Raw genomic sequence first — 26,038 nt, forward strand, 5'->3', positions numbered from 1 at the left:
TAAGTTCCCCAATGTTTTTGACTCTACATCTTAAACGCAGTAGATTTCAAAAAGTTGCGCATTCTTCAAAAAAAGTTTTGAATTTATTTATGTAATGATGCAGTGCGGGTTTCTAGCGTGCTCAAAACCAGTCGTGGCGCCATTTTTCTGATTCACTACCTGCGGGTATGTCGGTGTCAGAAATGTCTTGGACGTTTATTTATACCCGAAAATTCTGACAATGAAGCGACAAATTCCACAATATTCAAAATAAAAAAAGAGAGCCCATAGGCCCTCTTTTATGTGTCAATTTTGTAGATTATCGAATTTTCATTGCTAAATCAATAATCTGTGCACGCATTTTGGGATCGCTGTTCAGTTTCAAATACATGTCATCAATCGCGATACGGTTCTCTCGATACGTCTTCTCATGTTTCATTGTTGTATGAGACCATTCAATCAGTTCGTTTTCCGCTAGAACCAGATTATTATACGCATCATGGAAGCCGGTCGTCTGAACAAGCCCTTCCATCACTTCCTGAGAGATCTCCTGTGTCTTACGTGTATCCTCCAGCTTTTTCTCCAGAAAGACTGCCTGCTTCTCGAACTGTGTCTTTGCCTTCATATAACTCAGCTGAGCCTTAGAATAAATCGGTTTCATAAGCTAACTTCACCCTCTAGATCATTGTGTATTTAACGCTATTGTATCTTAATCTCTAGCAAATTACAAAAATAGTTATTGGTAAAAAACCGTTTCCTTCTATTATAAATGCGTTTTATACAATCTCATATTTACCCATAAAAAGAACCTGCCCTTCTTGTTAAAGGGACAGGTTCTTCCTAAAACATTTCCATATCTGATAAATTAGCTTAGCGTTTTAGGGAAAAGTTTGGTACCTTTCTTGAACAATTCCACAGCAATTTTGCCTGCTTCGGCACGAGTCAGGTTACCTTTCGGATTGAAAAGGAATAATTTAGCATTCCCCTGTACAGGGCTACCTTCCATGATCTTCGCCTTGGATACTGCCTGCACGGAAGGACGCGCATAGTACTCAATGGAAGATGAATCCTGAAAGGATTTAGACAACTGTCCTGCGAGCTTACTATCATTCGCAGCAAGCTTCATGCTCATCGCTCTTGCAATCATTACTGCTGCTTGTTCACGTGTAATTGGATCTTCCACACCAAAGAATCCATCACTCAGTCCTGTAATGATACCTGCTTTAGCCGCTGTCTCAATAGAAGCGTAGTCCCACGTATCGCTTCTGGTTGTTGGTGAGACGTCTGAGAAGGTCTGTGTATTCGAATAATTCAATGGAATATCCAAACCTTTGACCAGCAGGGTAGCAAACTCCCCACGTGTCGTCTGATCATCTGCACCAAATGCATTGAATCGCAAATTATTCATGATTCCTTTGGAATACAGAGCATTCAGGATATTTCTTGCCCATGGGTGATTCGTAATATCCGGATAGCTCTTACTTTGTTTCATAACCTTGTAATAACCAAACTCGTCGAAAGAAACAGTAACGGTATGTTTCTTGGTATCCACAGCTCCACCAATGGGCTCCCATTGTCCGATATTGCTCTTGTCGGAGTAACGGAATACGCTAATGGTTGAACCTACTTCATCTACAATGGATGGATCGTAAGCAAGAGTCAGTGTACCTCGGTTAGAAGGTACCAGAATCCGTTCTGTCGGGAATTGAGTAAAACTTCCTTCCAGAGAGTATGGTGTTACCCCATTTGTTCCTGCTTTATAACCGCTCGTCCCTTTATCTCCAAGTTCACCAATTCCGCCATTAATCCAATACGTGTCAGATACCGGAACGAAATTACTTGTCGTCAGGTTAGAGTTAAACATCTCTGTCAAAATCGTCGGAACTGTGATTGGTGACAAACCTCCTGTACTGCGTGGATCTGCCTGCCCAATATTAAATCCATAATCATTTTTCCGTTCAAGTACGCCATCCTTCGGATCAGCAATACCAAACAAAATTTTGTTGTCAGGGTAGTACTTGATTACGCCACTGCTTGTTTTAGAAGCCGATTGCAGAATGGTTCCTTTCGGGAACGACAATTCAAGCTTCTTATTAAACGCAGAATATTTGTTAGCTACTTTTGGTGCCATATATTGTGCATCTACACCAACGGTGCTTGTATAGAATACGTTAACGGTATCATTAATCTTGCCGCCATCCCGCGTAATCTGGATTTTGATTGCATTGTTTTTATCCGGCGACAGTCCTACATAATCCAGAACAAAACGGTTATCCATATCCGGACGTTTAACAGCTTCCTCCTTACCAATTAATACTTGTGTTGCACCCTCTGCTTCAATATCGAAATGAATATAGTTCTTGTTTACGACAATCTGTTCTCCCACGGTTGCTACAGGAGAAAGGATACGATAAGAAGATGGTTCTCTTACAATCTCTAATCGTTGTGTCGTTCTGGCTCCCGTGCTGTTGATCAGCTCTAATGTGTACACATGGCTACCTGGTGCATCAAAGATATAGTTCCGGATCCGAATCATGAATTCATCCTGATTCCCCGCAAAGTCAGCAATATGACCATCTTGAGTTGCCTTGTTTGGATCTCCTGTATCCGTTGCTGGAATCGGATAGCTGTAGATCAGCTTGGAACCAGAGTACAGATTTGCAATAGTGGCACCGCCACCCTTAAACACCAGGTCATATCTATCCTTACTCGTTACATACTTTCCATCACGAATAATGAAGTCCGGCGTTACTTTGAAGATATTGACCATCTCTTCAGGGGTGTATACACTAACATCTGCCTTGCTGAATTCCACACGACCATCCGTTGGAACAGGGACCGGCATGAATTTATCAATATTGGACACATTGCTGTCTGAAATGTAAATTCTGATTTTTTTCTCAATGACCTTAGTCTTACCTGCACCGTCTTTATCCGTGCCTGTAATGGTGATGGTATTCTCTCCATATACAAGTTCTCCCGTCCCCCCAATAGTCAACGGGAAGGAAAACTTACCGTTAGTGCCCGGGAAACCAGCAGGAGTTCTGGCTACACCATTCACAAATAATTGACTTGTGAATGGAGGGGATACAAGTGTACTGAATCCAACGAACTCACCATTGACCGTTAAGGACTGGGTCGTTTTTGAATTGAATGTATAGTTCTGTCCATCATACAAGTTGGCTACGTAAATATAGCTTTTGGCAGCATACGATACGGTAACATCGTAATGTGGATCAGGATTTCCATAATAAAAACGAATTTTCTGCGTGCCATTGGCCACATTTTTTACCAAGTAGACCGCTTGATTGTTTGAAAGACCGGTAGGCGCATTCGTTCCCGTTGGTGCTCCCTCAATCGTTAACTTGGTTGTTCCAGTTGGGAGGTATTCACCTTTTACGATTTCGCCTGCAATAGGTTGGCTAGACTCCACCATAATATAAAAATCTGCTGTAGCAATCTGTGCATTGTCCAGTGGTACTTTATTGGTTACTGCACCACCACTATAATCTGGAAGATAGTACATATTGGTAATAGCTTTAACACCTGGAGCATAAGTAAACTTCCCTTGATATCCAGAGCTAAATGTTCCATGCCCTACAACGGCGTTAACCGTTTGATTCTTCAAAATTTCAGCTGGTGTTGTGGTTGATGTTTGTAACGGATACGCATTATCGGTTGTGAATGTAACGATTCGGTATTCAGGCGTTGACCCATCCGGACCGGGAATAATGGTTTCCGTTGCGTTGCTGAACGTCATCGTTGTTCCATTGACTGTGAACGATCCTGAATCCTTAAATGAGCTATTGCTTGCGATATAAGGAAGCACCATCTGAACTTCAAGCTTGGCTTCGGTAGCTGCATTCGAGAATGTCGGGATATTGTTCAGTAGCGATTTCGTATCTGTAGTTCCACCGCTCGTTAATGAAACGTTGAGCGTAGAGAATGGCTGATCCTTGTCGTAGTAATAAACTGCACGTTCGGTAAGGATAGAATCCGAGCCGTTGGCAATTCTGAATTTCAAATTATTCAAACCTGCAGTCAGTTTTAATTGCGGCGTGAAAAATGTTCCGTTTTGTAGCAAAGACGAATCGAGTTCTTCTCCACCGTTCAAAGAAACGGTTACTTTAATTGCATTCTGCACTTTACCTTGGACAGATACAAACTGTGTATTTACAACCGTCTGTGCACCTTCATTAAGGCCATAGGATGTGTTGGAACCACTGCTTGGATCCGTGAAAATTTTGAAGTCCTGGATAAAAGGAACCTGATCATACAGTACATAAAATGTATCTGAACGTTCTACCGATCCTTGAGTTCCTGTGAAGGTAATTCGGTTAAAACCCGGGAACAAGGTGATGTTATTTGCCGTAAAGTTGTTATTGCCGCTTGTACTTGCTGTTACAGCTGTTGTATTGGAACGGGTAGCATCCGGCTCCCATTTCGTTTTGGTACCTCCTGCACTTACGGAGTTCAATTGCTCTACTTTGACACGCATCGTATCTTTGGATACAAAGGCGTATGCGCCTGTTATTGAAATTGTCCCTTGAGTCGTCTGATAAGCTCGATCCCGAGTCAAGAATCTTGTATTGTCTGAGTCTTCAATGTTCAGATCCGCTGTCTTGCTAATCGCGGTATTATCTGGTGTAAAGTAGGTAGTCAGTGCGTTGGCAGCCGAAGCAACGGACCCACCGAATAGACCTTGTGGGAACAACGAAAGCACCATGGTGACCAACATGATCCAAATCAACGGCCGTTTCTTTTGTTGCATTACGTATCATCTCTCCTCTTTTTAAGTCAGTTACCCATATTTATCGGCAAAAAGGTTCCAATTATTTAGTAAAAATCTCAAAAAAAACAAAAAGCCTTATCCCAATGGGATAAGGCAAGGGTTTACATATAATATTGAACGATAGCAGGAAACGAAATAATTTTTCAGGATTTCGAACGGGTCTGTGGATTAAGCTTCACACGCATACGCATCAGGAAATTAATCACCGGTTTTCTCGTTTTACTTACAAGTCCAATGACCTCTGCCCCTACTTGCAGGAAGAACATCATGATACAGATCACGACAAAGGTTACCCAGTTGGCTTCAAACATCGCGGCCGAAGACTGGATAATGGCCAGCACACCGAAGAACGCAGCAATGCCATAGATAATCAGCACGGTCTGACGATGGCTGAATCCAAGTTCACGCAAGCAGTGATGCAGGTGACCTTTATCCGGTGAGAAGATCGGTTTCCGTTGCACCGCACGGCGAATAATCGCGAACAATGTATCCGAGAGCGGTACACCGATAATAATCAGCGGTGTAATGAAGGACACGACTGCAATCTGTTTAAATCCGAGCATCGAAAGCATCGCCAGGGAGAAGCCAAGAAATAGCGAACCGGTATCTCCCATGAATATTTTCGCTGGGTGGAAGTTAAAGAACAGGAATCCGATAATGCTACCGAGCAATACCAGACACATCAGGGCAATCATCGTATTACCCATCAGGAAAGACATCACCGCGATGGTTCCAATGGCAATACCCGATACACCGGCAGCCAGACCATCCAGTCCGTCAATCAAGTTAATCGCGTTGGTTACACCAACAATCCATAGAATCGTCAGCGGAATGGACACCCACGTTTCGAGTGAAGAATACGCATCCTGAAACGGAATGTTCACGAAGTCTACGCGGATGTTAAATCCGAATACAACGACCGACGCAGCGACGATCTGTCCGAGCAGTTTCACTTTGGCAGACAGTTCAAAACGGTCATCCAGCGCACCAATCAGCACAATGATGGAGCCCCCGACCAGAAATGCACTGACAAAACTCATATCCCGCGTCGTAAACCAAGCAGAGACGAACGGAAGCAGTGCTGCAACCGTAATAATAAATGCCAGAAAAATACCCAATCCACCAAGACGCGGCATAATACGTGTATGCACTTTACGTGCATTCGGTGTATCCATTGCACCGATGCGGACTGCGAACTTTTTAACAAGCGGTGTAAGAGCTAAAGCAAGTCCCATTGACACCAGAAATCCAATGATAAAGATCGCTACCATTTGAACATTCGACCCCCAATTATAATACCTGCAGAAAAATTATAAATCCCCTGATCTCTTTTTCTATATATAAAGAAACATTGTTTTTCACTTTTGATGAAAATGAATTATTGCACTTTTAACGGAGAGGGCAGAAATAATCTAGAGAAGCGAAGCGTTCGCATTTATCACCGAATTTCATCCTTGAACAAGGATAATTAGAAATTTGGGGATAAGGGCGATCAAAAGATTATTCTGACATCGGAGTGTCTAGTGCAATAGAACCTTTTTTTCATGGAGTGACACACGTATGTGCCGGAATGAATTATACGCTGATCATTTCTGAAAAGCTATCCTCAATTTCTAGCAAAAACAAGCATTTATCTCGTAATTACCTGTTTTTAACGGGCTTTTGTCACGTTTTCTTTGTCCCGCATCACTTTCACTGCGAATTTCGGGAGCGCAAGCATCCGTCCAGCGCGGCTAGGTTCACGAAGCAAACGATAGAACCATTCCAGTCTTAACTTTTGGAACAGTTTAGGCGCCCTTTTGCTTTTGCCCGAGATCACATCAAAGCTACCGCCAACCCCCATCATGACAGGAACTTGCAGCGAATGCTTATGTTTGTGAATCCAAGGTTCTTGGGTATCCGCTCCGCGAGCGACGAATAACAGATCAGGTGCGGCTTTCCGAATAGAAGTCACAACCTGCTCATCCTCAGCCGAACCGAAGAAACCGTCGCGATAACCCACAATACGAATAGCCGGATACTGCTGTTGTAACCGAACTGCCGTTTCTTGAATCACCTCAGGAGTCGAACCAAGCAAATACACGCCCCACCGATAGTTTTCTCCAACCCGCAACAATTCATGTAAAAGTTCAAAGCCCGGCACTCGTTCTGCTACAGGATCACCGCAGTAGCCCGCAGCCCATACCACGCCGGTTCCGTCCGGAACTATCATCTCCGCATCCTTCATCACTTTCATGATTGCGGGATTCTCCAGCGCAGCCATGACCATAATTGGATTAGCCGTAATCACTTGATGCGGCTGTTTCGACAATACGGCTTCTTCAAGCACCTGTACCGTTTCTTTCATCGTTAGTTTGGAAAAGGGGATACCATAGATGGAAACGGTAGGAATAGATCCGGTCTGACTCATTGTTATCTCATCCTTTGCGGCCTAAATAGGTAATAATTTGCTTGGCAGGCTCTACAGCCTCCTGCTTCAATGCATTAATACGATCTTCATGCTGCTTCAACCATTGTGAACGCTGTTCCAGCAATCCAGCAACCGTTTCTGCAAATTTATCCCCATCCAGTGAACTGGTATTGCCTGCAGGCTCACTTTCCAATCGAAGCAGGAACTGATCGATTTTGGGATCATACGAGATACCAACAGGCGGCACATACTGTGAAGCCGCGTAGATCAAACTATGCAGACGCATACCGATCATCAGATCACAGCGACTGACTTCCTCCAGCATTTGTTGAGGATCAGTCAGATCCTCCGTAATGCTAATTTCGCTACCTTTGCCTGTCACATCACCGAGCATTTCCATGATAAACCGGGATGCCTGCACGTCATCGGGCAGATGAAACGGCATAAAGCGCAGATGCACAGCCTTCTTCGCAACCAACTTCTTCAATCCGGCCGCAATGGCGGTCAGTTCCTTGCGATCCGATTCCCAGAACCGAACAGACACACCGATCACCGGCAGTTTGGCGTGATCTGATTGTCCCTCCGCAATGGAAGTGTCTGCTTCCTCCCGAACCGGTGATGCTGTATCCGGCAAAGGTAACCCCATCACTGGGTCAGGCACGACATGAATCTGATTCCACTTTAGTCCAAGACGACGCAGATAATCTGCGGATTGCTCGTCTCGAACCGATACATAGGTACAGGATTTAAATACCGATTTGATCATCGGGTTAAAGATTTTACGGTGAACAGGGCCAATACCCTGCGCATAAATAAATGTAGGTTTTTTCAACCACTGAGCCAGCTTGATCACACCCAAATAATAAGGAATGGACTTCAGCCCCGTTGCATCCTGTAGCAGACTTCCGCCACCACTGATGAGTCCATCACTTTCCTTAAGTGCCTCACGAACTTCCTTCAGTTTCATGCGATGCACAGCACGGACGCCATACATCGAGGTTGTCCACTCCGGATCAATGGAGAGCACAATCGGTTCAATGGTAACATTGGACCGCTGGCTCTCTTCCTGGAGGGCAGTCAGAATGGATTTCAGCACAGCTTCATCTCCGCTGTTGCGGAATCCATAGTACCCTGAGATGACTAACTTTTTAGAAGTGGTGACCATTTTTTCCAACATCCTTCCGCGACTTGCCACACACCCACAGCAATGATACCAAAGATCAAGCCAAGTCCGAGTCCCATCACCCCACGAATCAGTGACAGTACGGCTGGTGTATGAATATGCGCAAACGTATCTACCATAGACAATTGACCCATCGTGGCGATGATTAGCGCAAAAATCACTTTACGGTATTTTAGAGCGGCGAACACGCCAACGATAAACAGCGGGTGTCCCAGTACAAATTCTTTGAATCTAGGCCGTACGCCAAACGTATCTTCCAGCGTGGTACGCAGGAACATCTCAAATGGTGTAACAGAACCAGCGTTACCTGTACGGCTCAAATAATAATATCCAACAGCAGCGGCAACAAGCGCCAGTACAACCATCAAAATATTGATTGGCATACGAAGCATGTCTTTCACTTGTTTCACAGAGATTGAACCGGAACCGCGATAGAATATAATATAGATCGCAACCAGACCAATCGGAGCGAAGTGCAACAAGCTGACCCCACGGAACTGGTTAATAACCAGGCTGTACGTAATGCTATTCAATAATGCGATCACAAAAGGTACAGCTACGAACGAGATGATCGATGTTCTTACATATAAAACAAGGGTCTGTGCCAAACGACGACCCGCAGGGGCATCCGGTTGACGCAGTTGTGTTGCATTCACTGTACGAACAGCCAATACCATCGCAATGGTTGGTGCGGAAATGGCCGCCAGCAAGGCGATTCCTTGCTCCAGCAATGTAGGTTTCAACAGGAACAGACCCGCGCTTCCTACTAGTCCAAGAAGGAACACTGCAATGGTGAATACAGGTGCAAAATATGAAACCATTAGCGTGATCAAAGCGATTGCTCCGATGAGAGCAATCAGCTTCGCATACCGTTGAATAGACGAATCTTTCACAGTGAATGCTTCAGCTTGTCCAAGCTCAAAGCCGTGTTTGGCCATACGTTCAACCGCATGTCCTGGCTCACCCAAACTTTTGATCAGATTTTCGATCGGGTCTGTAATCTCAGCTTTGGCCGTGTTCCGGCTCGGTGAAGCGTTCATATAAATCATTCGAATATTACGGTCCTTGGTTGCCAATACAAAACGGTCGGCAATGGTATCTTCTTTCAGATTCGCATCGGAATCGCTTAGTGAGTAAAGACGAGTGACGTTGTAATCAATTTTGTAAGCCAGCGTCTGGAATCCTGCCTGCGGCTTCTTCAGATTTTCAATCGCCGCCAGACCAATATGATGTTTGTTCAGGAGCTGAGCAAACTGATCCAGACTTTTCATCTCTGCATTATCATTGTACCCTTTCACTGCATCCCCATCAAACAGGATACGTGTTACGCCATTCTCTTCGAAGAAGGTTAGCAAACGTTCCATCGATTGTTGGTTGTAAGGTACCGTGTCGGAGATACGGGGTAAAATATGAAAACCTTTATCACGCAGCATTTTCACCGCAACCGGATCAGGCTGCATCGGCTGCATGTTGGCATTCTCCGGCGGTGTCTGCAATATTAAGCCGCTGCGACCTTCATACTCCCATGGTTGAACCGGGATCTGACGCTCAGCGAACGTTTGTTCAATAATAGGGGTATAGGTCTGTGCATTCTCTTCAGATGTGAACAATACATAAGTATAGTTCGCGTTGGAAGGAATCACTTCTTTGGTCATATTCGCAAGATCCTGACCTGAGTAAACCATCAAGCGGCGCGTTTTTTTGAGTTCATCCAGTGTACTCTCAAACACAGCCATCGTTGTCACACCAGCGTCTTTCAGACGTGTCATTTGTTGATCCATAAAATCTTGCGGGTGAGCCTGATACGCGGAAATATCCAGTAGCCCTCGATAGTTGAAGACCAGTTCTACTTTGTTCGCAGAAGATTCTGTTTGCACCCGATCACGGATAACCGGAATGGATGCCACCAAACCAATAATAACGATGAGCCACAACCACTTCCGGGAAGCGTTATTCCAATAAAGCCATTTTTGACGCACTACGTGTACCTCCTCAGTTGTTGGAACCAAATGCCCGTTCTGCTCTTAAAATTGTTACGTTCAGCATGTGTTAACATGCCCTCTAATATGCCAGCACACGATCCATTTTATTTCAAAGAAAAACCCCTCCGCCAACCAACCTTACGGTGCGGAGAGGCCTTCTGCATCTTTTTCTTACAGTACCATTTGTTTTATTGCGCGTCTACACGCGACATGACTTCCGAAACCAGACGTTCAATCCGGCTCTCTGCATCTTGCAAACTCTCACCGCGCACAGCAAAGTATACCTTGATCTTGGGCTCTGTACCAGAAGGGCGCAGGCAGAACCATGATCCGTCCGCCAAAATAAATTTCAGTACGTTCTCCTTCGGCAGACCGTCCAGGCCCAAGGAGTAATCCAGCACATCCTGTACAGCAATGCCAGCAACTTCCTTCGGCGGGTTAGAACGCCAATCGGTCATTTTCGCTTGAATCTGTGCGACTCCGTCTTTGCCTTTCAGGGTACGAGACTCCAGTTTCTCCAGGAAGAATCCGAATTGGTTGTACAGCTCCTGCAACACATCGTAGAGTGTTTTGCCTTGACTCTTATAGTAAGCAGCCGCTTCGGCAATTAACATCGAGGCAAGGACAGCGTCCTTGTCACGGGCATAGTTGCCGGAGAGGTAGCCATAACTCTCTTCATATCCGAAGAGGAAGGTGTGACTTCCGGTTGCTACGAACTGGTTCATTTTTTCACCGATATATTTAAAGCCCGTCAGGGTGTTCATCACTTCTGCACCGTAATGCTGAGCGATAACTGCACCCATCTCACTCGTTACAATCGTTTTGATTACTGCACCGTTACTTGGAAGAGCGCCTGTCTCTTGGAGACGACTGAGCAGATAGTGTACCATAATGGCACCCGATTGGTTACCAGACAAGACGAAATATTTTCCATCCTTGTCTTTTACGACAGCACCCATACGGTCTGCATCCGGATCTGTACCGATCAGAATGTCTGCGCCTACGGATTCGCCCAGCTTCATTGCCAGCGTGAACGCTTCACGCTCTTCCGGGTTAGGGGACTTCACTGTGGAAAATTCAGCATCCGGCTGCTCTTGCTCCGCAACGATATATAATTGCTCGAATCCGATCTGCTCCAGTACGCGGCGAACCGGAAGGTTGCCTGTACCGTGTAGCGGTGTATATACGATTTTGAAATCACGGCCGATGCCGGATTGAATCAGCTCACGGCTTAGACTGCGGCTTGCCACGGTGTCTACGAATGCCTGATCGTCTTCTTCACCAAGCCAAACCAGCAAACCTTGTGCTTCAGCTTCTTCGCGCGTCATTTTTTTCACATCTGCGAGAGAAGGCACCTCTTGAATGTACTGAATCACTTGCTCCGCTTCATGTGGTACCAGTTGCCCGCCTTCGTGATTGTACACTTTGTATCCATTGTACTCCGGCGGGTTATGACTTGCTGTTACAACGATACCACCTGTCGCTTGCAGATGACGCACACTGAAGGACAACTGTGGTGTTGAGCGCAGGGAAGGATACAACTTGGCTACGATACCATTGGCCGCCAGTACCAGTGCCGCATCCAGCGAGAATTCAGGTGAGAAATGTCGGGAGTCATGTGCGATGACAACAGAAGGTTTGCCTTCCTTGTCTCCATGTTGCTCCAGCAAATAACGGGCAAAGCCTTGTGTTGCACGACCGACCGTATATTTGTTCATCCGGTTGCTACCCGCACCAATAACACCGCGCAATCCACCTGTACCAAACTCCAGGTTTCTGTAGAAACGCTCCTCCAGCTCTTTGGGTTGATCCTTCAGATCACGAAGCTCCTGTTTCGTTGCTTCATCAATAGAAGCATCCTCCAACCATTGTTGCAACGTCTCGGCTGCTGCTGCGCTTAACTGTTCCATATCCAATAAGCCCCTTCCGTCTATATAAAAATTCTATTTATGCACGTAGCTGTTCAGCGTAGTCATAGGTTGCACTAAAGATATTTACACCTGCACTCCAATGACAGAGCAACCTTCCAATCGCTGTTATCCCCAGATTTTTTGTATTCCCTTTTCTAAAAGGGAAAAATCCGGTGATAAGCATATGCTTCCGATGTAGCTTTCTTTTAGAAAGCTTTCAGGCGAACGCTTCGCTTTTTCAGGTTTTCTCTGTCCTCTCCGTCTAAGTGTAAAGAATTAGTCAACTTATTTGCATGATATATACATGCCTATGTAATCAGGTTGGGTCTGACAGTGCAAACATGATTTCGCCTTCAGCGACAATTTTGTCATCCACGCGAGCAGTAGCTTGACCTTTACCAATCGAACCTTTCAGACGTGTAATTTCTACTTCGAGAATTAACGTATCCCCAGGCACCACTTGTCCGCGGAATCGGAAATTGTCGAGTCCCGCCAAGAAACCAATTTTGCCTTTGTTCGCTTCTAAATTCAGCATAGCTGCTGCGCCAACCTGAGCCAATGCTTCTGTGATCAATACGCCTGGCATTACCGGATACTCTGGAAAATGTCCAATGAAGAACGGTTCATTAATCGTTACATTTTTCAAACCAACCGCACGTTTGCCGTCCTCCATCTCTAAAATTCGGTCCACCAACAGGAACGGCGGGCGATGCGGGATAATCGATTGAATTTGTTTGATATCTAACACAATTTAATCTCCTCTCGGGGTGTTTATACGAGGGCTCCCCATCATGCAATAATGGCGGCGCAATAGCGTCGTTTCTGAAAGAGATCGTTCTATGATCGCCATTGTCCCTGAATTTTTTTGATTCCATTATAATGGGTATAATTCTGTGACAAACGCGAGCGCTTTGCTTCTTTTGAACGATTCTCTTCCCTCCACTTACTGTAGTGCGGAAACCATTAAACGAGCATGATTAAGTCGATCCTCATATAAATGAGTTTCATTTTTAATGTTGTATGAAATGTTGATTTAGGGTTAACACTAGTTATATCCTTCATGACTGCAGTAGTGAAGGTTGAGATAAGGGGTCTCTCTTCGCGATGACAAGCAATGTCTTTCGCAGGGGAGGCCTCTTCTGACGTTCAACGTCATCCATCATTATACTGTTTTCAACACCAAAAAGAAAACTCCTGCCTGCGCAGGAGTTTTCGCTGAACTCGTTATCTTAGGGAGCAAATACCAGATCATAGACATGCTTCCAGGTACTCCATTGCCATACGGAACCGATATCCTGTTTGCCCAGTACCACATACCCAGCGACCATTCCGCCAGCGAGGGCAAGAACAAGCAAAATCGGAATCAGAAACCATCTTGCGATGCGCCACCAACTCTTCTTTTTCTTCTTGACTTCCTTCTGCTCCGGCTTGCTGTTCTGCTGCTGTGTTTCTGTCATCCCATTCACCTTTATGCTCTCATATTATTGGCAAGACCCGCCATGGAATCACTGGACGTGAGCGCCCGTGCCGCCAGTTGATACGTCCGCTGACCCTGCATGAGCAACGCCATCTCCTGTGTCAAATCCACATTGGATTGCTCAAGGAAACCGGTGCGGATCGATGCCTGAGGTACACGTGTTGCTGCATTAGCCCCGAATACATCGTCCTCGGTTACCCCGGCACCCAGCCCAAACAAATTTTCGCCTAACTGAACCAGTCCTTCAGGACGTTCGATATCCACCATCTGCAGTTGTCCCCTAATTACGGCATTACCATTGCCCTGACGCACCAACAAATTACCTTTCTCATCAAAAGCAACTGTGCTGTCTTTCGGAGCAGTAACGGGCTCTCCCTGACGATTCAGAGCAAAATGGCCATCGTCATTGACGAGCACCATCAGGTCAGGATCATTGGGATTTGCCTTCGGTCGCATATCCGGTACAAAATGAAATGCCCCTTGTCGTGTCCACACTTTCTGACCCCTTTCCTGAACAGCAAACAACGCATTACCCTCAATAGCGAGGTCTGTAGGGTTGCCTGTCTCCATCATGCTGCCTTGGGACATATCTCTGGTGAGATTGACCAGACGTGCTCCAAAACCAAGGTTGTACCCCATCGGTGTTGAACGTCCATCCTGCTTGTACTTATCATCTTGTTGCTGTGTACGGGTCAATACATCTTCAAAACTTGCCTGTTTACTTTTATAGCCTGCCGTATTCACGTTGGCAATATTATCGGAAATGACATCCAGCCGTTGCTGGATCGCTGTCATAGAGACCTTGGCACTAATCATGGAATTATTCATGCGGTGGCTTTACCTCCCTGCTTCTCTTTGCAAAGGGCCTATTGCCCATTACTACGCGGTTATATGGTGACAGTTAGCGCTAGACACGACCAACTTCATTAACGGCTTTGTCCAAACTACGATCATAGAACTGAATGACCTTCTGATTCGCTTCATAGGCACGAAATGCAGCATTCATGTCAACGGTAGCCTGTGAGGCGTCCACATTCGATCCTTCCAGATAACCTTGATGGATCTGGACAACATCCGCAGCACCCATCATACGTGCAGTTGCTCCATCCTCTTCATTCAGACTATAATTACCGTCTCCTTGACGAACTAGCTGATTCGGCTGGTCAATAATGCTGATTCCAAGCCTAACGTTGGTTGGTGCACCTGTAACCGCATTAACAAGGCGGCCTATCTCATCCACTTTAAATTGCTCCACAGAACCTGTCAATGCAATGGGTTGCCCGTCCATATCCATTACCTGGGAACCGGTGGAAGTAAGAAGCTGTCCGGTTGCGCTCACTTCAAAATGACCATCACGTGTATAACGCGTATTACCACCTGCATCACGAACCGTAAAATAGGCTTGTGGCTGGTATGTTACCGTTCCATCTGCCCCTACAAATTTGCCGGAAGCATCAAACGGAATAGGCTCCAATGTTTGTGGATCATCCACATTTATATTGGAAGAGACTGCAAAATCACTATTTCGCTTCGTTTCCATAAGAGCGCCTTGAACATTCATCGATAAGCTTTCCTCAGCGAATACGCCCGAGTTGAGTTTGCCCAGCCGCTTTGTTGGAAGATTGGCATCCCCGCCCGTTAAAGTAATGAGCATTTCCGGGAAAGAGCGGTTTACACTATTCACCTGTTTGTATCCCGTTGTGTTCATATTTACGATATTCTGTGTAGCAGTGTCGTGGCGGCGTTGCTCTGTAATCATTCCCGCAGCAGCGGTGTACAGACCTCTTAACATGAATGAACCCCTCTCCTCAAACGCTTGTCCCTGCATAGCAGGTAGATGTTTGTCCGTTCTGTTCACCTCAGCGGTGAACCTGTTGCTTTTTATATCGGCAGACTAGAACTTTTTCTTAACCACTTGATCCAAATTATTTAGCATAATGCCAGTTCCTTTTACCACGCAGTGCATCGGATCCTCTGCAACCCATACCGGAACATGCAATTCATTGGACAACAGTTCGTCCAATCCGTTCAGCAATGCACCTCCACCAGTCAAAACGACACCACGGTCAATAATGTCCGCAGACAGTTCAGGTGGTGTGCGCTCCAGTACCGACTTGGCCGCAACGATAATAGATTGCACGGAATCCCATAGCGCTTCCTGCACTTCACTACCTGACACAGTGACTGTAACCGGCAGACCGGTTACCATATCGCGGCCGCGAACATCCATCTCGGCTTGAAGACCCGCCGGGTTAACGGTACCAATCGCGATTTTGATATCTTCGGCTGTACGTTCTCCGATCATGAGTTTGTATTTGGCTTTAATATACTTGATAATCGCTTCGTCGAACTTGTCCCCCGCAACTTTAATAGAAGAGGCGGTGACTACGTCGCCCATAGACAGGACTGCAACGTCAGTCGTTCCGCCGCCGATATCCACGACCATATTGCCGCTCGGCTGGAAAATATCCATACCTGCTCCGATAGCTGCCGCTTTCGGCTCTTCTTCCAGAAATACTTCTTTGGCACCGCTGCGCTCCGCCGCTTCACGGATGGCCTTCTGCTCTACGGAAGTGATATTCGTTGGTGCACAGATCAAAATTCGCGGGTGGCTGTACCAGCTTCTTGCCCCTACACGACTAATGAAATGTCTAAGCATGGCTTCCGTAATTTCGAAGTCCGCAATAACCCCATCGCGCAGCGGTCTAATGGCAACAATGTTACCCGGCGTACGCCCCACCATACGGCGCGCCTCTTCCCCGACAGCAAGGACCCGCTTCGTATCGCTTTCAATGGTCACGACGGAAGGTTCATTGAGCACAACTCCGCTTCCTTTCACGTGAATAAGCACGTTAGCCGTGCCAAGATCAATACCGATATCCTTGCTAAACATAAAAGAGCCCCCAAAGTGATATTATTTGGTCAGCGTATCCTGTGAAAAAGTGTCTCTTATCACGTCACCGCTCGTTCGACAAAGTGCAACATATATATGTAAAAATCGGGCTGATAAGATGTCATAATTCGATCCTGTACCAGCTTTTAACATATCATACTTCAGGGGAGGGATTCAATCCATGCTGTGAGCTTTTTGGCCTAGTTCTCGAAGAACTTGCTTATGATTTGGCGGAAGCCAGCACCTCACGTTTTTTTCCACTCGTTTTTTTGTACTTGATTTTGGTCGCTTCACCGCCCCGCAAATGACGGATCGACTTATGATATTCCAAAATGTGTTTGACCTGGTCAGCAAGATCAGGGTTGATTTCCGGCAGACGCTCCGTCAGATCCTTATGCACAGTACTCTTTGACACGCCGAATTCTTTGGCAATGGTACGGACCGTATTTCTTGTCTCAACAATGCAGCGACCAATTTTGATGGTCCGTTCCTTGATGTAATCGTGCACGCTCCCGCCTCCCTACTGTGTGGATAGTTTGGTACATTATATGAGGAGCATGCCTATATATTCGCGGTTTAGAGGTGTGACAAGCTTCGAAGGTCCCATTATTTTCTGAAAAGCATAAAAAAAGCAGAGGTTATTCACCCCTGCCCATCATGTTAGTGCGGTAAAAATCATTTATTTTTCCGGAAGATATCCTTGCGGGTTTACAGGCTGACCATCTTCATAAACTTCAAAGTGAAGGTGGTTCCCCAGGTTTTTGCCAAGCTCGCTCACACCGGCAGATGCAATCGCATCTCCTTGCTTCACTTCATCGTCCTGTTTTACTTTGACGTCCGCAAGGCTTTGGTATACGGTTTTCAGGTTATCGCTGTGAGTAATCTCCACAACTTGACCTGTAAGCGGATTTTGCTCAACACGTGTAACTTTACCGCTGAGTGCTGCCTTGACTTCAAATGATTTGTTATCGCCGCGTGCCAGGTCGACACCCGTATTGGGAATAAATGTGTCATTGTACTGCACCATCGCTGCTTCATGCTCTTCACTTGAAGCCTCGTTGTCATAGAATGGTTTCACAACCGAGATCTCGGAAGGAGATGCTACTGGCCAAACAAAATTTTCCGACTTTGCAACAACTTCCATACTTTCCTGATCCGCACCTGTAACGGCCCCCTCATTGCTCAATGCACCGGTTTCTACTGATTCTTTAGGAGAGTCCGGGTTCAGCGCTTTGCCGCCTGTTCCCTGGTAGACCCACACTAGAGTTAGTATAATGCCTGCTGCTGCGATGTAGACTGCCGGGAAAACCCAACGTTTGGACATTGCTTTTCTCCATGAAGAGGGCTGAGCCGCCGGTACTCCTTGAGTTGTTTTAGGAGTTTCTTCTTGGATTGATTTTTTGTTGTTTTCATTCATCTTGATCACCTCAGTAACAAGTGTTACCGGGTGCAACTCTTTTATACACGCGCGACTCTAAAAATTTTCACGCAGCTTTCAAAGAGTGCTATATATGGGTGGTTAGTGCGTGCACCGCTCCGGGGCCAGAAAACCTTTCGACCGCTGGTTACTACCCGAATTTCTTCGATCTCCTTATTCAAAGGTGAAATTCGGTAGTAAAGGCAAGTTTATGCTTCCGATGTAGCTTTCTTTCAGAAAGCTTTCAACTTCGTTTCTACAGGCCTTTTCTGTCCCCTGCGCTCTCCGTACAATTTCACTTTACTCATCATATATAGCCAAATCTTAAAAGCTCCGTAGTGGGAGGGTAGTAGAGAAACATCCTTCATAGTTATCAATCAATCATCTCTTCTCTTATTTTGAGGCTAGCATCTTGGATGCCTGTCCGAAAGAGATTCCCGTGTAATAATGTTTCAGAATCTCTGTAGCCGTGTGCCCCTCCTGCGCCATACCATTTGCTCCCCATTGACTCATACCCACTCCATGACCATAACCATACGTTGTAATCTGCACTTCATCGCCTACTGTTCTCCAGCTGAACTGGCTGGATCTGAGTCCGAGGCGTTTGCGGACTTCCGGGCCACTGAACGTTTCACCTGCAATCTGCATTTCTTTAATACGATGCCCTTTGGTCGTAGATAACACTTTGATCCAGGAACCGTTCTTATCTGCTGAGACGGGAATTGCATCCAGGTTCATCTTCCGCAAAATTTCACTGCGATTCATCGTAATTGTTTCTTCAAAACCTGGTGCAAGCTCTTTATCCCATGGGCTAGCTACACTTTTCAAATAGGGAACAACGTTGCCCCACACATCCTCTGCATTTTCCGTATATCCATTGCTGGTTGAGAAAAATGATGCTGTGATCGCACGACCCTGATACGTCATAACTGCGTCGCGGCTTTCACGAACGGCCTGCTGAAGTTTTTGCCAATCCTTCGTTTTACCTAGCCTTGTCCAATCTACCTTTACCTGATCTGGTGGAATGAAGACCTGATGACTAATTGTATCCGTGACATCTGCTATGCCTGAAGGCACGCCACTTGTATCATTTGCAGCAAGTCTTCGCACGATAAATGTACGAGCAGCTATCGCTTGCGCTTTTAACGCTTCTAACTTGAAGTCTGCTGGCATCTCCGCAGCAACCACTCCCGTCACATATGTCTCAAGCGGTAATTCCAACGTTGTCCCGGTAGCAGACAAGTAAATACGCACCTTCGGCTCAGGATAGTTTACAGGCGCTGCAGGTACAGGATTAGGAGACTGTAGACCGGTAACAGAGTTCATACCTGTAGAAGCAGGCGTTGATTTTACCTGTTCGCCTGCCCGCGGCCACACCAGAATGACCGGAATGCATATCGCCAGAACAAGCAGTGCTGATACCGCTACTGCGGGCTGCCAACGCCCTGGGTGGCGCCCCCAACGGTGACTGCGACCGAATGAACGCATACGTCGACGTTTCACCTTACGAAACGCATCCAACTCAATAAGCGGGACATTATTATGCTCTGTGGCTTCCTGTCTCGGTTCCTTCGCTACAGATTCCCCACGTTTAGCATGTACCGTTTCTTGCTTGCTCCCCATTACTATTTGCATCTTCGCCATCTGTAACGAGTTACCTCTCTTCTTCTCAGAAGCCATCCTGTTTTTCTCTGCATCCTGAGTTGAACTCTCCTCTGATCCCTGCATTCCGGGCCGCGGGGCAAGAGGTACTTTCACCTGTACACGAGCTTCCTTCATCCGTGATAACCCTCCGTTGTCGATGACCAGGTCATGGCTGGTTTTTTCTCAAATCCATAGTTTAAGATATGAGTTCACTCGATCTGATAGAACCGGATTTAAGAGAAACGCGAAACGTTGCTATCTAATAAGCACCTCTTCCTTTGTAGAAGCAGATGGCTGAAAATATTGCTACTACGCGGGTTACACAGTGCATCTTAATCAATGCACCTGCTCTTTCATATGGTCCAAATAGATATAAGCCTAGATATTATGTTATACAAAGTTAGGATCAGGTATTAATAGAATCAGGTCCTTAACAGACCATCCTCTATGTCGTTTGAACTTGTAAAAAGAACACAAAAAAAGCCAAGCCCGGAGGCTCAGCTTCATAATCAAACAGATATGATCCATTTGATCTTGTTCCTGCATTTTCTAAAGAAGGGTAGCTATGCAGAAATAACGCTATTGAAATAAACGACGGTTTACACCCAAGTTGGTTGTACTTTAAACATAGGAACTTCTTCCTCAACCTTTTCGCTAGGCGCCTTAACTGCATCCAGCTTAGGCTCTTCCACCGAAATTCGGTAGATATCTGCCCCGAGGCCATTCAACTTTTCTGCCAAATGTACATAACCACGGTCGATGTGATGTACACCACCTACCTCAGTTGTGCCTTCAGCGACCAAGCCAGCAATGATCAGAGCAGCCCCTGCACGCAGGTCTGTAGCTGTCACTTTAGCACCTTTCAGCTTAGCATTGCCGGTAATGATGGAGGATCTTCCTTCAACTTTGATTTCTGCGTTCATCAGTTGGAACTCATCAACATGCATGAAGCGGTTTTCGAAAACCGTTTCCGTGACAACGCTAGTTCCTTCGGATGCCAATAACAAAGCCATCATTTGGGATTGCATATCTGTCGGGAAACCTGGGTATGGTAACGTTTTGACATCCACTGCTTTGAGTGGACGGTCTGCAATGACACGCACACCATTCTCGTCAGGCTGTACAGTTACGCCCATTTCTTCAAGCTTGGCAATAACGGAACCCAAGTGATCAGAGATGGCACCTTCAACATATACGTCACCACCAGAGATTGCTGCGGCAGCCATATACGTACCTGCTTCAACACGATCCGGGATTACGGTATGCTTGACGCCAGACAGCTTCTCTACGCCTTCGATACGGATGACGCCTGTACCGGCTCCGCGAACTTTCGCTCCCATCCCGTTCAGGAAGTTAGCCAGATCCACAATCTCAGGTTCTTTCGCCGCATTCTCCAGAACCGTTACACCTTCGGCCAGAGTTGCAGCCATCATAATATTTTGAGTAGCTCCAACGGAAGCCACATCCAGATAAATTTTCGCCCCGCGCAACCGTCCTTGGCTACGTGCTTCGATATAACCTTGGCCCAAGCTAATCTCGGCTCCCATGGCTTCAAACCCTTTGAGATGCTGATCAATCGGTCGCGTACCGATGGCACATCCCCCAGGCAGTGAGATTCTTGTTTGACCCAAACGCGTCAGCAAAGGCCCCATGACCAGAAAAGACGCCCGCATTTTACTAACCCATTCATACGGGGCTTCACAGGAAGTAAGGTTCTCCGCATTTACGGTAATCACTTCGTCCCGGTATGTAACTCCCGCTCCTAGCGATTCCAACACTTTGTTAATCGTCATCACATCGTCTAGAGGAGGTGCGTCAATAATAACGCTTTGTCCTTCTTCCCCTAAGAGAGAGGCAGCGATGATCGGAAGAACAGAATTTTTAGCGCCGCTAACTTTGACACTTCCGGTCAACCTTTTGCCACCGCGGACGATAAATTTGCTCATCATGGTTCCCTCCGCGCTTTTATTCCCTTTTCCTCATTCCGGAATACGTAAGCCCCACTGTGACAGAAAGGACTGTTGCTGTGTGTGGAATTTCGACAAATTCTGGCATGTACGCACAGATGTCTGGTCAGAAAAGAATTGGTTTGTATAATTCATATCGATGATACCATGTGTACTGTACATCCTGCTTCATGGCTCGAAAACTCATTAAAAAGGCCATCTTAGCATCAGAACAGACCAATTGGGATGATTTTTAGCCGGTAACTACCGGATATCCCCTTTATAACATACATAATTAGTGAAAAATTGTGAATCCCCTAACTTCCATCATAACATTGTTGAATTGTTTGATACAAGCATTTTTTACATAAACATTTCAAATTCGGTCAGTTAAACGTTCACATTTCTTTCTTATATTTTGGCCGACAGCTCATACTCTAATTGTTAACACAATTAATCGATGTTATTCGACAATGAGCCGCTTGAAGAACCTAACAGATGATTAACCAACCATCTCGACATTAAAACAAATTTCTTAACATTTGAGTCCAGGACAAATAATCAATAACAAAGCCAGCAACGGCATGCCCTAGAATAATGGCCAGCAGCAAATGTAACAGTCTCCCCTGAGGACCTTTCGGCTGTCTGATCACTAAATCCAATTTCAGATTTTGCAATGACCACCATGTAATCGCTATACATATAAGAGAAACGAAAATTGAGATCAGGCTGTTTGTGCTCAATGTCTGGTTCACCTGATTCGCCAGATCATTACCCATATCTTCTTACCTCCACCTTGATTGTTGCAACGATCGGCATATCATATGCCTAGCCCCCATAACTTGTTAGTACACAGGAATGTGTGAAGCAGAAAACATCTCTGTTCTACGGTCAGGTCCCCCTCGAATTGACAAGATCTCTGATGCCTACATGACCAAGCAACAACTATTCAACTCTGCAAGATGATGAACATCTAGCGTCCTACTTCCTGCATCTGCTGACTCTAAGGAATATAGGCTGTTTCACTATTACTTGTCAACTACATTGATTTCCACTTCAAAAAACATTTTAATTTGTATCCGCCAGTATTGTGTGACTAAAACGACATAAAAGAGCGTTATAACGATATCGATTCTGTCATTTCCTCGGAAATAATTCTACTGAATCTCGTAAAATTAGTTCTATTAGGGGGATATGCCCATACTACTTAAGTCCTACATATTATTCACCTGATCATTGAAAGGTGAATCTAATCATGTAAAGCCATTCATACTATATAAAGAGAACACTCTCTAACATTCCAATCCATGAATACTGTAGTGGTATACCATCGTTGTACTCCACTAGTTTAATTCCCTCAAAAATGATTAAAAGAACCCGGTAGACTAGGCCACCGGGTTCCTTAAATCACTTTATTTGCCGTACACGTTAATCCGGTTAACCGCTTTTTGCAAAGCAATCTCTGCACGGCGGTGATCAAAGTGGTCCTGATTGCTCTGACTGGCAAGCCGACGTTCTGCCCGCTCTTTAGCCGCACGCGCACGATCCACATCAATACTTTCCGGGAATTCGGCACTCTCCGCGAGTACAACAACCTTATCTTTTCGTACTTCGATAAAGCCGCCGCCAATGGCAACCTGCTTGTTCTCTTTTCCGTTTTTAATAATGATTGGTGCAATCTGTAAAGGTGTGACCATCGGGATATGACCTGGGAGAATCCCCAGTTCCCCTTCAATACCACGAGCGATAATGCTGTCCACTTGTTGTGTATAAACAAGACGCTCAGGTGTTACAATTTCCAACAAAAAGGTGCTCAATTCCATCCCTCCTGAAACTATCCGAAGGATAGCTCGCTTCATAAGGACAATCCTGGACTCAGATTATACCAGTGTTTTAGCTTTCTCCACTGCCTCTTCAATCGTACCCACGAAGAGGAATGCTGCTTCCGGCAGATCGTCATGCTTGCCTTCGAGAATCTCTTTAAAGCTGCGCACCGTTTCTTTAACCGGAACGTATTTACCCGGAATACCGTTAAATGCTTCAGCAACGTGGAAAGGCTGGGACAAGAAACGTTGAATTTTACGCGCACGATATACGAGCGCTCTGTCTTCTTCGCTAAGCTCGTCCATACCCAGGATCGCAATGATATCTTGAAGTTCGTTATAACGTGCCAAGATACGTTTGACACCTTGTGCAACACTATAGTGCTCCTCGCCAACAACTTCAGGAGACAAGATCCGGGAACTGGATGCGAGTGGATCTACCGCTGGATAGATACCCATCTCGGAGATTTTACGCTCCAGATTCGTTGTTGCATCCAAGTGGGCAAACGTTGTTGCAGGAGCCGGGTCAGTATAGTCATCCGCAGGTACGTAAATCGCCTGGATGGATGTAACCGATCCTTTTTTTGTAGATGTGATACGCTCTTGCAGTTGACCCATTTCGGTAGCCAGCGTAGGCTGATAACCTACCGCGGAAGGCATACGTCCAAGCAAGGCAGATACTTCTGAACCCGCTTGGGTGAAACGGAAGATGTTATCGATAAAGAGCAACACGTCACGGCCTTCTTCATCACGGAAATATTCCGCCATCGTCAGACCCGTGAGGGCTACACGAAGACGTGCGCCTGGTGGCTCATTCATTTGTCCGAAGACCATTGCAGTTTTGTTGATAACGCCGGAATCACTCATCTCGTGATACAAGTCGTTACCTTCACGTGTACGCTCACCAACACCGGCAAATACGGAGATACCGCCGTGCTCTTGCGCAATGTTGTTGATCAGTTCCTGAATGGTTACCGTTTTACCTACACCGGCACCACCGAACAGACCGATTTTACCGCCTTTTGCGTAAGGAGCCAGCAAGTCGATAACTTTAATACCTGTTTCAAGCATTTCCGCTTGGGTAGTCAGTTCATCAAATGCAGGAGCAGAGCGGTGAATCGGATTTTTGTGTTCAGCTGCTACTGTACCGCCAGTATCGATCGCTTCGCCGAGTACGTTAAATACACGACCCAGTGTCGCTTCACCGACAGGTACAGAGATTGGAGCTCCAGTATCTACGGCTTCCATGCCACGTACGAGACCGTCCGTGGAGGACATCGCGATACAACGTACCCGGTTGTCACCCAGATGTTTCGAAGCTTCGAGTGTAAGATTTACACTAACACCGCTTTCGCTTACTGTAGTGATCGTAATGGCATTGAGGATTTCCGGCAGACCGCCGCGATCAAACTCGACGTCAACAACCGGACCCATGATGCTCACAACGCGTCCTTTGTTCATCTTAACGTTCCCCTCCTACAAGCCTGCTACTTTGACAAAAATAAAGTTCCGTTCATTCATTTTTGCAGTGCAAGCCTTCATTAAATAAAAAACGGTTAGCCTTGTGCTGCGTTGGCACCTGCCACAATTTCCGTAATCTCCTGCGTAATCGCCGCTTGACGGGCACGGTTATATGTCAATGACAGATCATTAATGAGCTTCGATGCATTTTTGGTTGCATTGCCCATTGCCGTCATTTTCGCACCCAGCTCACTCGCTTTACCATTCAGCAATGCGCCGTAAATCAATGTCTCCGCATAACGCGGAAGCAATACTTCCAGCACAGCTTCAGCTGACGGTTCATACTCGTAGCTTGCAGTCGGTCCATCCGCAGCAGATAACTCAGGTGTTTCCATAGGAAGAAGTTTTTCTACCGTTGGAATCTGGGTCAACGCATTTACAAAACGGTTATAACAAATGTACAATTCATCAAATTTAGCCAGTTCAAATCCGTGAACCGCTTCATGAGCGATGGATTTGATATCGGCAAATGCAGGTGAATCCGACAAATCCGTTATCGTGGAAGACATAGCCATTTCACGACGTCTGAAATAGTCGCGCCCTTTACGTCCGATAACGAACAATTCATAGTCGTCCTGAGAGTTGTGACGTTCTTTCAGCGTCAGATTAACCTGACGCAAAATGTTCGCATTGTATCCACCTGCAAGACCACGGTCCGATGTAATGATCAGATAAGCTGTCTTTTTCACCGGACGGCTATCCAGCATTGGATGCTGGATGCCTTGCGTGCTTGATGCAATACTCGCCACTACCTCTTTCAACTTCTCTGAATAAGGACGGGCAGCCTCTGCTTTTTCCTGCGCTTTACGCAGTTTTGCAGCAGCTACCATCTCCATTGCTTTGGTGATCTGCTTTGTGCTTTGTACGCTTTTAATTTGCCGCTTAATTTCGCGCATGCCTTTTGCCATGATTTCACCACCTCAAAACTTTGGCAGAGCCAAAGTTACTTCGTAAGCACCCACTTCGGTTTTGACAAAGTCAAAACTACATCGTAAGCATAATCCTACTTTGGCAGAGCCAAAGTTACTTCGTAAGCTTCGTTACAAGTTACACATGCAGAC

The 26,038-nt window shown here is 45.9% G+C and carries 20 protein-coding genes; all 20 read right to left on the reverse strand.

What is annotated here, in order from left to right; all coding sequences use genetic code 11:
- Positions 1 to 298 precede the first annotated feature (298 nt).
- A complete protein-coding gene (locus tag Q9R46_RS17285) occupies positions 299 to 640 on the reverse strand; it encodes a hypothetical protein (RefSeq protein WP_311281071.1) in 342 nt (113 codons plus the stop codon).
- Between the two features lie 204 nt (positions 641 to 844).
- Positions 845 to 4,750 carry an S-layer homology domain-containing protein gene (locus Q9R46_RS17290; RefSeq protein WP_311281072.1) on the reverse strand — a complete coding sequence of 1,302 codons (3,906 nt, stop codon included), beginning with the start codon at positions 4,748 to 4,750 and terminating at the stop codon, positions 845 to 847.
- A 164-nt stretch (positions 4,751 to 4,914) separates the two neighbouring features.
- The gene (locus Q9R46_RS17295) at positions 4,915 to 6,042 is read right to left on the reverse strand and encodes a glycosyltransferase family 4 protein (RefSeq protein ID WP_090922903.1); all 1,128 of its coding nucleotides are present in this window, start codon (positions 6,040 to 6,042) and stop codon (positions 4,915 to 4,917) included.
- Positions 6,043 to 6,422: 380 nt separating this feature from the next.
- Entirely contained in the window at positions 6,423 to 7,181 is a 759-nt protein-coding gene (locus Q9R46_RS17300; protein ID WP_311281073.1) for a WecB/TagA/CpsF family glycosyltransferase, read from the reverse strand.
- Positions 7,182 to 7,188: 7 nt separating this feature from the next.
- The gene (csaB, locus tag Q9R46_RS17305; protein WP_311281074.1) at positions 7,189 to 8,346 is read right to left on the reverse strand and encodes a polysaccharide pyruvyl transferase CsaB; all 1,158 of its coding nucleotides are present in this window, start codon (positions 8,344 to 8,346) and stop codon (positions 7,189 to 7,191) included.
- Complete coding sequence (locus Q9R46_RS17310; RefSeq protein ID WP_145414101.1) at positions 8,322 to 10,343, reverse strand: DUF5693 family protein; 2,022 nt, start codon at positions 10,341 to 10,343, stop codon at positions 8,322 to 8,324. Before Q9R46_RS17310 ends, csaB begins: the two co-directional genes overlap by 25 nt.
- Positions 10,344 to 10,534: 191 nt before the next feature.
- The gene (locus Q9R46_RS17315; RefSeq protein ID WP_311281075.1) at positions 10,535 to 12,256 is read right to left on the reverse strand and encodes a phospho-sugar mutase; all 1,722 of its coding nucleotides are present in this window, start codon (positions 12,254 to 12,256) and stop codon (positions 10,535 to 10,537) included.
- Positions 12,257 to 12,572: 316 nt separating this feature from the next.
- On the reverse strand, positions 12,573 to 13,004 hold the full coding sequence (gene fabZ / locus Q9R46_RS17320) for a 3-hydroxyacyl-ACP dehydratase FabZ (RefSeq protein ID WP_311281076.1): 432 nt from the start codon (positions 13,002 to 13,004) through the stop codon (positions 12,573 to 12,575).
- Positions 13,005 to 13,485: 481 nt separating this feature from the next.
- Positions 13,486 to 13,713: a DNA-directed RNA polymerase subunit beta gene (locus Q9R46_RS17325; protein ID WP_221791282.1), complete on the reverse strand. Its 228-nt coding sequence runs from the start codon at positions 13,711 to 13,713 to the stop codon at positions 13,486 to 13,488.
- Positions 13,714 to 13,724: 11 nt separating this feature from the next.
- The gene (locus Q9R46_RS17330) at positions 13,725 to 14,561 is read right to left on the reverse strand and encodes a flagellar hook-basal body protein (protein WP_311281077.1); all 837 of its coding nucleotides are present in this window, start codon (positions 14,559 to 14,561) and stop codon (positions 13,725 to 13,727) included.
- A gap of 79 nt (positions 14,562 to 14,640) precedes the next feature.
- The gene (locus Q9R46_RS17335; protein WP_311281078.1) at positions 14,641 to 15,525 is read right to left on the reverse strand and encodes a flagellar hook-basal body protein; all 885 of its coding nucleotides are present in this window, start codon (positions 15,523 to 15,525) and stop codon (positions 14,641 to 14,643) included.
- Positions 15,526 to 15,627: 102 nt separating this feature from the next.
- Positions 15,628 to 16,626, reverse strand: a complete 999-nt coding sequence (gene mreB, locus Q9R46_RS17340; RefSeq protein WP_145334462.1) for a rod shape-determining protein — start codon at positions 16,624 to 16,626, stop codon at positions 15,628 to 15,630.
- A gap of 220 nt (positions 16,627 to 16,846) precedes the next feature.
- Positions 16,847 to 17,134 (reverse strand): sporulation transcriptional regulator SpoIIID, encoded by a 288-nt coding sequence (gene spoIIID / locus Q9R46_RS17345; protein WP_024632710.1) that lies wholly within the window; start codon positions 17,132 to 17,134, stop codon positions 16,847 to 16,849.
- A gap of 171 nt (positions 17,135 to 17,305) precedes the next feature.
- The gene (gene spoIIQ / locus Q9R46_RS17350) at positions 17,306 to 18,043 is read right to left on the reverse strand and encodes a stage II sporulation protein SpoIIQ (RefSeq protein ID WP_311281079.1); all 738 of its coding nucleotides are present in this window, start codon (positions 18,041 to 18,043) and stop codon (positions 17,306 to 17,308) included.
- Between the two features lie 393 nt (positions 18,044 to 18,436).
- Entirely contained in the window at positions 18,437 to 19,822 is a 1,386-nt protein-coding gene (spoIID, locus tag Q9R46_RS17355; protein ID WP_311281080.1) for a stage II sporulation protein D, read from the reverse strand.
- Between the two features lie 464 nt (positions 19,823 to 20,286).
- Positions 20,287 to 21,633: a UDP-N-acetylglucosamine 1-carboxyvinyltransferase gene (gene murA, locus Q9R46_RS17360; protein ID WP_145334457.1), complete on the reverse strand. Its 1,347-nt coding sequence runs from the start codon at positions 21,631 to 21,633 to the stop codon at positions 20,287 to 20,289.
- A gap of 521 nt (positions 21,634 to 22,154) precedes the next feature.
- Positions 22,155 to 22,412 (reverse strand): DUF1146 family protein, encoded by a 258-nt coding sequence (locus Q9R46_RS17365; protein ID WP_145334455.1) that lies wholly within the window; start codon positions 22,410 to 22,412, stop codon positions 22,155 to 22,157.
- 633 nt (positions 22,413 to 23,045) lie between these two features.
- The gene (locus Q9R46_RS17370; RefSeq protein ID WP_311281081.1) at positions 23,046 to 23,450 is read right to left on the reverse strand and encodes a F0F1 ATP synthase subunit epsilon; all 405 of its coding nucleotides are present in this window, start codon (positions 23,448 to 23,450) and stop codon (positions 23,046 to 23,048) included.
- A gap of 63 nt (positions 23,451 to 23,513) precedes the next feature.
- Entirely contained in the window at positions 23,514 to 24,917 is a 1,404-nt protein-coding gene (atpD, locus tag Q9R46_RS17375) for a F0F1 ATP synthase subunit beta (RefSeq protein WP_145334450.1), read from the reverse strand.
- Positions 24,918 to 25,012: 95 nt separating this feature from the next.
- Complete coding sequence (atpG, locus tag Q9R46_RS17380) at positions 25,013 to 25,885, reverse strand: ATP synthase F1 subunit gamma (RefSeq protein WP_145334448.1); 873 nt, start codon at positions 25,883 to 25,885, stop codon at positions 25,013 to 25,015.
- Positions 25,886 to 26,038: the final 153 nt, after the last annotated feature.

The sequence above is a fragment of the Paenibacillus sp. RRE4 genome (genome assembly GCF_031844205.1).
Taxonomy (GTDB): domain Bacteria; phylum Bacillota; class Bacilli; order Paenibacillales; family Paenibacillaceae; genus Paenibacillus; species Paenibacillus xylanexedens_B.

What these genes read in the sequence shown, in the direction of transcription:
- Q9R46_RS17325 (WP_221791282.1), bottom strand. Translation starts at nt 13,713, where the DNA reads ATGACAGAAACACAGCAGCAGAACAGCAAGCCGGAGCAGAAGGAAGTC.
- atpG (WP_145334448.1), bottom strand. Translation starts at nt 25,885, where the DNA reads ATGGCAAAAGGCATGCGCGAAATTAAGCGGCAAATTAAAAGCGTACAA.
- spoIIQ (WP_311281079.1), bottom strand. Translation starts at nt 18,043, where the DNA reads ATGAATGAAAACAACAAAAAATCAATCCAAGAAGAAACTCCTAAAACA.
- atpD (WP_145334450.1), bottom strand. Translation starts at nt 24,917, where the DNA reads ATGAACAAAGGACGCGTTGTGAGCATCATGGGTCCGGTTGTTGACGTC.
- spoIID (WP_311281080.1), bottom strand. Translation starts at nt 19,822, where the DNA reads ATGAAGGAAGCTCGTGTACAGGTGAAAGTACCTCTTGCCCCGCGGCCC.
- Q9R46_RS17335 (WP_311281078.1), bottom strand. Translation starts at nt 15,525, where the DNA reads ATGTTAAGAGGTCTGTACACCGCTGCTGCGGGAATGATTACAGAGCAA.
- Q9R46_RS17330 (WP_311281077.1), bottom strand. Translation starts at nt 14,561, where the DNA reads ATGAATAATTCCATGATTAGTGCCAAGGTCTCTATGACAGCGATCCAG.
- Q9R46_RS17285 (WP_311281071.1), bottom strand. Translation starts at nt 640, where the DNA reads ATGAAACCGATTTATTCTAAGGCTCAGCTGAGTTATATGAAGGCAAAG.
- Q9R46_RS17365 (WP_145334455.1), bottom strand. Translation starts at nt 22,412, where the DNA reads ATGGGTAATGATCTGGCGAATCAGGTGAACCAGACATTGAGCACAAAC.
- csaB (WP_311281074.1), bottom strand. Translation starts at nt 8,346, where the DNA reads ATGGTCACCACTTCTAAAAAGTTAGTCATCTCAGGGTACTATGGATTC.
- Q9R46_RS17300 (WP_311281073.1), bottom strand. Translation starts at nt 7,181, where the DNA reads ATGAGTCAGACCGGATCTATTCCTACCGTTTCCATCTATGGTATCCCC.
- Q9R46_RS17315 (WP_311281075.1), bottom strand. Translation starts at nt 12,256, where the DNA reads ATGGAACAGTTAAGCGCAGCAGCAGCCGAGACGTTGCAACAATGGTTG.
- murA (WP_145334457.1), bottom strand. Translation starts at nt 21,633, where the DNA reads ATGAGCAAATTTATCGTCCGCGGTGGCAAAAGGTTGACCGGAAGTGTC.
- mreB (WP_145334462.1), bottom strand. Translation starts at nt 16,626, where the DNA reads ATGTTTAGCAAGGATATCGGTATTGATCTTGGCACGGCTAACGTGCTT.
- Q9R46_RS17295 (WP_090922903.1), bottom strand. Translation starts at nt 6,042, where the DNA reads ATGGTAGCGATCTTTATCATTGGATTTCTGGTGTCAATGGGACTTGCT.
- Q9R46_RS17290 (WP_311281072.1), bottom strand. Translation starts at nt 4,750, where the DNA reads ATGCAACAAAAGAAACGGCCGTTGATTTGGATCATGTTGGTCACCATG.